The 7,884-nt window shown below is 47.9% G+C and carries 10 protein-coding genes; 9 read left to right on the forward strand and 1 reads right to left on the reverse strand.

Annotated elements, in window-relative coordinates; all coding sequences use genetic code 11:
- The 4 genes from rpsK to rplQ all read left to right on the forward strand — a co-directional run.
- Positions 1 to 107: 30S ribosomal protein S11 (gene rpsK / locus AC1WIP_RS07965; protein ID WP_481141355.1), on the forward strand; the 107-nt coding region annotated here is incomplete at its 5' end.
- A 338-nt stretch (positions 108 to 445) separates the two neighbouring features.
- On the forward strand, positions 446 to 1,039 hold the full coding sequence (rpsD, locus tag AC1WIP_RS07970) for a 30S ribosomal protein S4 (RefSeq protein ID WP_481141348.1): 594 nt from the start codon (positions 446 to 448) through the stop codon (positions 1,037 to 1,039).
- Between the two features lie 112 nt (positions 1,040 to 1,151).
- Complete coding sequence (locus AC1WIP_RS07975) at positions 1,152 to 2,111, forward strand: DNA-directed RNA polymerase subunit alpha (protein ID WP_318705616.1); 960 nt, start codon at positions 1,152 to 1,154, stop codon at positions 2,109 to 2,111.
- Between the two features lie 163 nt (positions 2,112 to 2,274).
- Positions 2,275 to 2,811, forward strand: coding sequence for a 50S ribosomal protein L17 (gene rplQ / locus AC1WIP_RS07980; RefSeq protein ID WP_318705617.1), 537 nt, complete (start codon positions 2,275 to 2,277; stop codon positions 2,809 to 2,811).
- Between the two features lie 59 nt (positions 2,812 to 2,870).
- Here rplQ and AC1WIP_RS07985 read toward each other — a convergent pair whose 3' ends face one another.
- A complete protein-coding gene (locus tag AC1WIP_RS07985; RefSeq protein ID WP_481141349.1) occupies positions 2,871 to 3,836 on the reverse strand; it encodes a M15 family metallopeptidase in 966 nt (321 codons plus the stop codon).
- Positions 3,837 to 4,021: 185 nt separating this feature from the next.
- Between AC1WIP_RS07985 and AC1WIP_RS07990 the strand changes: the two genes are divergently transcribed.
- The 5 genes from AC1WIP_RS07990 to truA all read left to right on the forward strand — a co-directional run.
- Positions 4,022 to 4,699: an FAD-dependent thymidylate synthase gene (locus AC1WIP_RS07990; RefSeq protein WP_481141350.1), complete on the forward strand. Its 678-nt coding sequence runs from the start codon at positions 4,022 to 4,024 to the stop codon at positions 4,697 to 4,699.
- A 3-nt stretch (positions 4,700 to 4,702) separates the two neighbouring features.
- Positions 4,703 to 5,551 carry an energy-coupling factor transporter ATPase gene (locus tag AC1WIP_RS07995; RefSeq protein WP_481141351.1) on the forward strand — a complete coding sequence of 283 codons (849 nt, stop codon included), beginning with the start codon at positions 4,703 to 4,705 and terminating at the stop codon, positions 5,549 to 5,551.
- A gap of 2 nt (positions 5,552 to 5,553) precedes the next feature.
- Positions 5,554 to 6,402: an energy-coupling factor transporter ATPase gene (locus tag AC1WIP_RS08000; RefSeq protein WP_481141352.1), complete on the forward strand. Its 849-nt coding sequence runs from the start codon at positions 5,554 to 5,556 to the stop codon at positions 6,400 to 6,402.
- Positions 6,403 to 6,423: 21 nt separating this feature from the next.
- Positions 6,424 to 7,227 carry an energy-coupling factor transporter transmembrane component T family protein gene (locus AC1WIP_RS08005; RefSeq protein ID WP_481141353.1) on the forward strand — a complete coding sequence of 268 codons (804 nt, stop codon included), beginning with the start codon at positions 6,424 to 6,426 and terminating at the stop codon, positions 7,225 to 7,227.
- 63 nt (positions 7,228 to 7,290) lie between these two features.
- On the forward strand, positions 7,291 to 7,884 hold a 594-nt coding region (truA, locus tag AC1WIP_RS08010), incomplete at its 3' end, for a tRNA pseudouridine(38-40) synthase TruA (RefSeq protein ID WP_481141354.1).

The raw sequence follows: 7,884 nt of genomic DNA on the forward strand, positions 1-7,884 counted from the left end.
CTGCAATCAGAGCACTCTCTGCCTGCGGGCTTGAGGTGGTAAGCATCCGCGACGTAACTCCGGTTCCCCACAATGGATGCCGTCCTCCTAAACGCCGTAGAGTATAATATTTGTAAAAAGTAACCCGTTGGAAGAAAGTGCCCGGTATACCCCCGCACTGTAAACAATATGCGAGGAGGAAGGAAAACAAGCGCCGACAGCGTCGGCATTTGTTTTCACCCGACGAGCAAACGAGAAAATCAATGAGCGCGAAGCGCGGCTGCTGCGCAGCAGCAGGATTTTCGAGTGTCATGTGGAAGGCCGCTGCGTCGCAAGACGGAAGGCCGCTGCGTCGCAGGACGGAAGGTCTTTGCGCCGTCATGCGCAAGCAGGACGAGTGCGAAAGCAGGACAAACGCGAAGCGCAACAAGATTTCAAGGTTAACAAAAAAGAAGGGAAATAAAAAATGGCAGTAAATCGTGTACCTGTATTAAAGAGATGCAGATCCCTGGGTCTGGAGCCCTCCTATCTGGGATATGACAAAAAATCTAACAGAAATCCGGTAAGATCCGGCAAGAAGGTAAGTGAATACGGACTTCAGCTGAGAGAAAAGCAGAAGGCGAAATTCATTTACGGTGTGCTGGAGAAGCCTTTCAGAAATTATTACGAGAAGGCGGATAAAATGAAGGGCATGACCGGTGAAAACCTTATGATCATGCTGGAAAGCAGACTGGACAATGTGGTTTTCAGAATGGGCTTTGCAAGAACCAGAAGAGAAGCAAGGCAGGTTGTAGGCCACAGACATGTGCTGGTGAACGGAAAGACAGTGAACATTCCTTCCTATCTGATAAAGGCCGGAGACGTGATTGAGATCAAGGAAAAGGCAAAATCCATGCAGAGATATAAGGATATTGTTGAAGTAACCGGCGGCAGACTGGTACCCGAATGGATGGATGTTGATATTGAGAATTTAAAGGGAACCATCAAGAACCTTCCCACCAGAGAAATGATTGATGTTCCTGTAGACGAGATGTATATCGTCGAGTTGTACTCCAAATAAGCCCTGTCAGCCTCTGAGGCTATATTTTACAGCGGCCGGATATCCGCTGTCATTTATAGCTTCGGAGTGCTTGTGTCTTTGGAAAAAATGTTCGTAAAGGAGGGTATTTGCAGTGTTTGATTTTGAAAGACCCAATATTGAGGTCGCCGAGATTTCAGAAGACAAGAAGTACGGTAAATTCGTAGTTGAACCCCTGGAGAGAGGATACGGAATTACTCTGGGCAATTCTCTGAGGAGGATTATGCTTTCTTCACTGCCCGGCGCTGCAGTCAGTCAGGTAAAAATCGAAGGCGTGTTGCATGAGTTCAGCTCCATCCCCGGCGTAAAGGAGGATGTAACTGAAATCATCATGAACATTAAGAGCCTGGCCATCAAGAATAACAGCGATACCAACGAGGCAAAGACCGCATATATTGAATTTGAGGGCGAAGGCATTGTACACGCTTCCGATATACAGGCTGATCAGGATATCGAAATTTTGAATCCCGATCTGGTGATCGCTACCTTAAGCGGCAAGGATACCAAGCTTTACATGGAGCTCACCATTACAAAGGGACGCGGCTATGTAAGCTCAGATAAAAACAAACAGGAAGATTTACCTATCGGTGTGATTGCCATTGATTCCATCTATACACCGGTGGAGAGAGTCAATGTTACTGTTGAGAATACCCGTGTAGGCCAGATTACGGACTTTGATAAGCTGACGCTGGATGTATATACCAATGGCACATTGGTTCCGGATGAGGCTGTCAGTCTGGCTGCAAAGGTACTCAGCGAGCATTTGAGCCTTTTTATTGATCTTTCTGAGAGCGCCCAGAAGGCGGAGGTTATGACCGAGAAGGAGGACGACGAAAAGGAAAAGGTGCTGGAGATGAGCATCGATGAGCTGGAGCTGTCCGTCCGCTCTTATAACTGCCTCAAGAGAGCAGGAATCAATACCGTGGAAGAGCTGACCAACAAAACCTCAGAGGATATGATGAAGGTCCGCAACCTGGGCCGCAAATCCCTGGAAGAGGTTTTGGCAAAGTTAAAGGAGCTGGGGCTGCAGCTGAATCCCAGCGACGAAAGCTAGATATAAGGAAGGATTATCCCCGGCTGGTAAGACCAAAGGGCGCGGCTGTGGTTATCTCTAAATGGCACTTGAAACCGGCGTCTGAAACAGATGCCAGACATTCGGTAAGTAAGTCCAAAGAGCGTGGCCGGATGTACCATAAATGAGAAAGGAATAATTTATTATGGCAAAGTACAGAAAACTTGGCAGAAATTCTGCACAGAGAAAGGCATTATTAAGAAATCAGGTAACCGCATTGATCTATCATGGAAAGATCGTTACCACGGAAGCGAAGGCAAAAGAGGTGAGAAAGATTGCAGAGGGCCTCATTGCCATGGCAGTGAAGGAGAAGGATAACTTCGAGATGGTAAAGGTTACCGCCAAGGTTCCTGTCAAGGACAAGGACGGCAAAAGAGTAAAGGAAGTCGTAGACGGCAAGAAGGTTACTAAGTTTGAGTCTGTTGAGAAGGAGATCAAAAAGGACCTGCCCTCCAGACTTCATGTGAGACGTCAGATGCTGCGGGTACTGAATCCCGTTGTATCCGTTCCCAAGGAAGCAGCAGGAAGAAAGAGAAATACCAAGGAAGTGGACCTGGTTGCAAAATTGTTTGATGAATATGCACCCAAGTATGCAGACCGCAAGGGCGGTTATACCAGAATCGTTAAGATTGGCCAGCGCAAGGGTGATGCAGCGCTTGAAGTTTTGCTTGAGCTTGTATAAAATGATCAAAAAAAGAACCGATGGGAACATCGGTTCTTTTGCCTATGTGCTCTTTCAGATCATGTATCAAGCGTTTTTTGAAAGTGCTGATAATCCTTGCTGCTGTTCCAGTTGCCGCCCCAGGTGAAACCGTGCTCCGTAAACAGCTTATAGCACAGATCGCTCTCATCAATCTTATAAGGAAAGTGGGCGGACCGATCTGCGTAATCCAAAGCGTCGGCGGGAGAAACCTTCTGACTGCCGTCCGATTCATAGGTGACATACGGGTTGTAAAATGGATTGATGTCAATGGCCAGTCCCAGGGCATGCTTGGAGAGGGAGGTGGTTCCCTCCACCACACGGTAATTGAAGCAGGAAGTATTGTTATCCTCCATGGAGGCTGTGTCATCGCCATCGTATTCGTCAATCAGCCGAACCTTTTCCAGCTGATATTCATTGCGGTAAAGCTGGTAAAAGATTTCCACCAGGTCCTGAGCGATGGCCTGGTTGCAGATCAATTCCCCTTCTGCAGGATTACCTTCAAAATCATAATGAAGAATGTGCAGATATCTCAGGTCATCATAGGTTATGGCCAGCTCCTGGCTGCCTTCGGCGCCCTCTGAAGCCGCCGGATAAGAAACACCTGTAATGTAACGTCTGAGATGATCGGAGAGTGGTTCGTAGTAAAAGGCATCCGTGTAGGTGACCCGCTGCGCAAGCACGGAGTCCCCGTTCAGGGAGGCGCCGGTCAGCTGGCTTGCAGCAGCAGCTTCTGCTTCCGTCTGCAGGTTTTCCGTCGTTTCATCCAAGCTGCTCTGTGCAGATGAATCTACTGATGCAAGGGAGTCGTTCTTAGAGGCTTCCTCTTTGGCGTCGAGAGAATCGTTTTGTGCAGTCTGCTCTTTTGTATCAATGCCCTGCTGTGCTGCGTATTCGCTGAGCGTCATGGAATTTCCCCCCAAAAGCATTGTAAGACTGCCGACCAGGAGGCAGATTGCCGTCAGGGTTACAAGCATTTTCACTACTTTATTTTTATCTATATTCATAAAAGCTTCCTTTCATGTGTATTTTGGGTACTTTCAATATACTGCTAGCATATCATGCCCTGACTTTTTTGTAAATCCGCAGCTTGGGGATAGAAAAATGTGTGCACAGGGGGAATGAATTGATTTATCCCGGACAATTTGATACAATATTCAGCGTATAACTGGAAAGGGCAAGGAGAAGAAAGATGGGAAAAGTGATTATATTGGATGAGACAACGAAAAATCCGCTTACCCTGATGGGAAAGCGGGCAGGAGTGTGCTGGGGAGGGGATATCCAAGATAACGCCAAAAACTATAAGAGAGGATTGGACTGCCTTGAGTCAGGGCACGGGCGTGTCCTTGAGTATGTGAACGTTGAGATGGTGCTGGAGGGATACTCCGCAAGAGTGATACGTGAATGGTATACGCACATTGGAGGCGGCCCTACAAGGCTGCAGGCGAGCACCAGATATATCGACTACAGCAATTTTGAAGCTATAGTGCCCAATTCTGTAAAACGGAATGAAGCGGCTTGCAAATGTTATGAGAGCTGTTTAAATGAAATAAAAAAGCATGCGGACATTTTATTGAATGAATATAACATACCGCGGGAGGACGTGGCTTTGCTTCTGCCCCTGGGAATGGAAACAAAGATCGTTGACAAAAGAAACCTGAGAAATCTGCTGGATATGGCACAGCAGCGGTTATGCAACAGAGCAAATTGGGAATATAGAAATTTAATGAACGATATTCTTGCTGAGCTGAGAAAGATTTCAGAGGAATGGGAATACATTGTAAACAATTATTTCGCACCGAAATGTAAAAAGCTGGGCTATTGCCCGGAGAAGAAATCCTGTGGACTGATGAAAAGAAAAGGCGAGTGAAATATGGGAATTATTGAGGCAAGAGATGTTGTATATGAATATGTCCGGCGGGACGAAGAGGGCAACGTTGAGGGCGTTACCAAGGCGGTGAACGATGTATCCCTTAACATTAAGCAGGGGGATTTTATAGCCATTCTGGGCCACAACGGTTCGGGTAAGTCCACTCTTGCCAAGCATATGAACGCCATTTTAAACCCCACGGAGGGAACCATATGGGTGGACGGCATGGACACCAATGAGGAAGAAAATGTGTGGAATATCCGCCAGACAGCGGGCATGGTATTCCAGAATCCGGACAATCAGATTATCGGACAGGTGGTAGAGGAGGATGTGGGATTCGGCCCCGAGAATATGGGGGTTCCCACAAAGGAAATCTGGGAGCGCGTGGAGGAAAGCCTTAAGGCAGTGGGCATGTATCAATTCAGAAAGCATTCCCCCAATAAGCTTTCCGGAGGGCAGAAACAGAGAGTTTCCATTGCCGGCGTTCTGGCAATGCACCCCAAATGTATTGTGCTGGACGAACCTACGGCAATGCTGGATCCAAGCGGCAGGAAGGAAGTGATCCGGGCCGTCCGGGGGTTAAATCAGGTGGAGGGAGTTACGGTGGTTCTCATCACCCATTACATGGAGGAAATTATTCACGCCGACAGGGTGTTTGTAATGGACCAGGGCAAAATAGCCATGGAGGGAACGCCCCGGGAAATTTTTTCCCAGGTGGAAAAGCTAAAAAGCCTTCGGCTGGATGTGCCCCAGGTGACGCTGCTTGCCTATGAGCTGAAAAAACAGGGAATTCCCCTGCCGGATGGAATCCTGACTACGGATGAGCTGATAAGGGCTCTTGGATTGGAGTAGAAATGTCGATTGTTTTAGAGCATGTCAATTACATTTATGGAGAGGACACTCCCCTTGCCCTAAGGGCGCTGAATGATATCTGTCTGACCATTCCCGACGGGCAGTTTGTAGGCGTGATCGGACATACGGGGTCGGGAAAGTCTACTTTGATGCAGCATTTGAACGGTCTGATAAAAGCCACAGAGGGGCACATTTATTTTAACGGTGAGGATATCTATGAAAAGGATTATGATATGAAAAAGCTGCGCAGCAAGGTGGGGCTGGTATTTCAGTATCCAGAGCATCAGCTTTTTGAGATAGACGTGTTTACGGATGTGTGTTTCGGACCTAAAAATCTGGGACTGGATAAAGAGGAAGTAAAAAGGCGCGCCACGGATGCGCTTAAGAAGGTGGGGCTGGGAGAGGAATTTTTTTATCAATCTCCCTTTGAGCTCTCCGGAGGACAAAAAAGACGGGCCGCCATTGCAGGAGTCCTTGCCATGCAGCCCCAGGTGCTGATTCTGGACGAGCCCACTGCGGGCTTAGACCCCAGAGGAAGGGATGATATCCTAAAGCAGATCAAGCAGCTTCAGACCCAGACAGGAATGACCATACTTTTGGTGTCCCACAGTATGGAGGATGTTGCGGAATATGTGGACCGTATTATTGTAATGAATAAGGGGAGCGTAATGTTCGACGATGTGCCCAAAAAGGTTTTCCAGCATTACAAAGAGCTGGAGGAGGTAGGCCTTGCGGCTCCCCAGGTGACTTATATTATGCACGCCCTGAAGGAAAAAGGGCTTGACGTGGATGTGAACGCTACCACCATCCATGAGGCCGCGGAGGAAATTCTCCGGGCCCTGAAAGGATGAAGCAGATGAGCGAGGAAACATATGCTTAGAGATATTACATTGGGACAATATTATCAGACAGATTCCATCCTGCATAAAATGGACCCCAGGGTGAAGCTGGGAGGAACACTGTTATATATTATTTCCCTGTTTTTCTTTCAAAACTTTTTGGGATATGCAGTGGCAGCTCTTTTCCTTGCCATTGTAATCCGATTGTCCAGGGTGCCTTTTCGGTTTATGGTCAAAGGGATGAAGGCTATTGTGTTTTTACTTTTGATCACGGTGGTTTTTAATTTGTTTTTAACCCCGGGAACTCCTTTGATTACCTTCTGGAGGCTGACGATTACAGAAGAAGGACTGCGTCTTGCCGTCTCTATGGCAATCAGGCTGACGCTGCTGATTATTGGTTCTTCTGTGATGACTCTGACTACCACGCCTAACAATCTCACGGACGGGCTGGAAAAAATGATGCGCCCCCTTAAGGCTATTAAGGTGCCGGTGCACGAGGTGGCCATGATGATGTCCATTGCGCTGCGCTTTATCCCCATCTTACTGGAGGAAACAGACAAAATTATGAAGGCGCAGATTGCCAGGGGCGCAGATTTTGAGAGCGGCAATCTTATCAGGCGGGCCAAGGCTATGGTTCCTTTATTGGTACCCCTTTTTATCTCTGCATTCCGCAGAGCCAATGATCTGGCCATGGCTATGGAAGCGAGATGCTATAGAGGCGGAGAAGGCCGTACCAAGATGAAGCCTTTAATTTATCAAAGGCGGGATTTTATTGCCTACGGGTGCATTGCTGTATATCTGGCGGTAAGCATTGTATTGGGAAGGCTTCCTCTCTAAACAGGCGGTAAGCCTTCAGACTTACGAAAAACGAAGCCGGAAAATCAGAGAAGAGGGCAAGATATGGAAACAAGACAGATACGCCTGAAGGTGGCTTACGACGGCACCGGCTACCATGGCTGGCAGCTTCAGAAAAATGCAGTGACCATAGAGAGCGAGTTAAACAGATGTCTCAGTGAGCTCTTTGGGGAAGAGATTCAGGTGACGGGCGCAAGCAGAACAGACGCAGGCGTACATGCCCTGGAGAATATTGCTGTGTTTGACACGACAAGTCTCATGCCTGCCGGGAAAATATCCTATGCGCTGAATCAAAGACTGCCCGAGGACATCCGCATCCAGAAATCGGAGGAAACGGCGCCCGACTGGCATCCCAGACGCTGTAAAAGCAGGAAAACCTATGAATACCGTATTTACAGGGCACAGTTTCCCATGCCGGTGAAACGTCTGTATGCTCTTTTTACCTATTATAAGCTGGACGTAAACCATATGAAGGAGGCTGCAGCTTATCTGGAAGGGGAGCATGATTTCAAAAGCTTCTGCCAGACGAAGGCACAAGTGGAATCCACTGTGCGGACGCTTTATTCTGTGCAGGTGGAGGAACAGGGACAGGACCTGGTGATTCGGGTGTGCGGGAACGGCTTTCTCTATAACATGGTG

The organism is Acetatifactor sp. (genome assembly GCF_982438285.1).

Coding starts and splice junctions, on each gene's coding strand:
- AC1WIP_RS08005 (WP_481141353.1), top strand. CDS start 6,424: ATGCTTAGAGATATTACATTGGGACAATATTATCAGACAGATTCCATC.
- rpsD (WP_481141348.1), top strand. CDS start 446: ATGGCAGTAAATCGTGTACCTGTATTAAAGAGATGCAGATCCCTGGGT.
- AC1WIP_RS07985 (WP_481141349.1), bottom strand. CDS start 3,836: ATGAATATAGATAAAAATAAAGTAGTGAAAATGCTTGTAACCCTGACG.
- rplQ (WP_318705617.1), top strand. CDS start 2,275: ATGGCAAAGTACAGAAAACTTGGCAGAAATTCTGCACAGAGAAAGGCA.
- AC1WIP_RS07990 (WP_481141350.1), top strand. CDS start 4,022: ATGGGAAAAGTGATTATATTGGATGAGACAACGAAAAATCCGCTTACC.
- AC1WIP_RS08000 (WP_481141352.1), top strand. CDS start 5,554: ATGTCGATTGTTTTAGAGCATGTCAATTACATTTATGGAGAGGACACT.
- AC1WIP_RS07995 (WP_481141351.1), top strand. CDS start 4,703: ATGGGAATTATTGAGGCAAGAGATGTTGTATATGAATATGTCCGGCGG.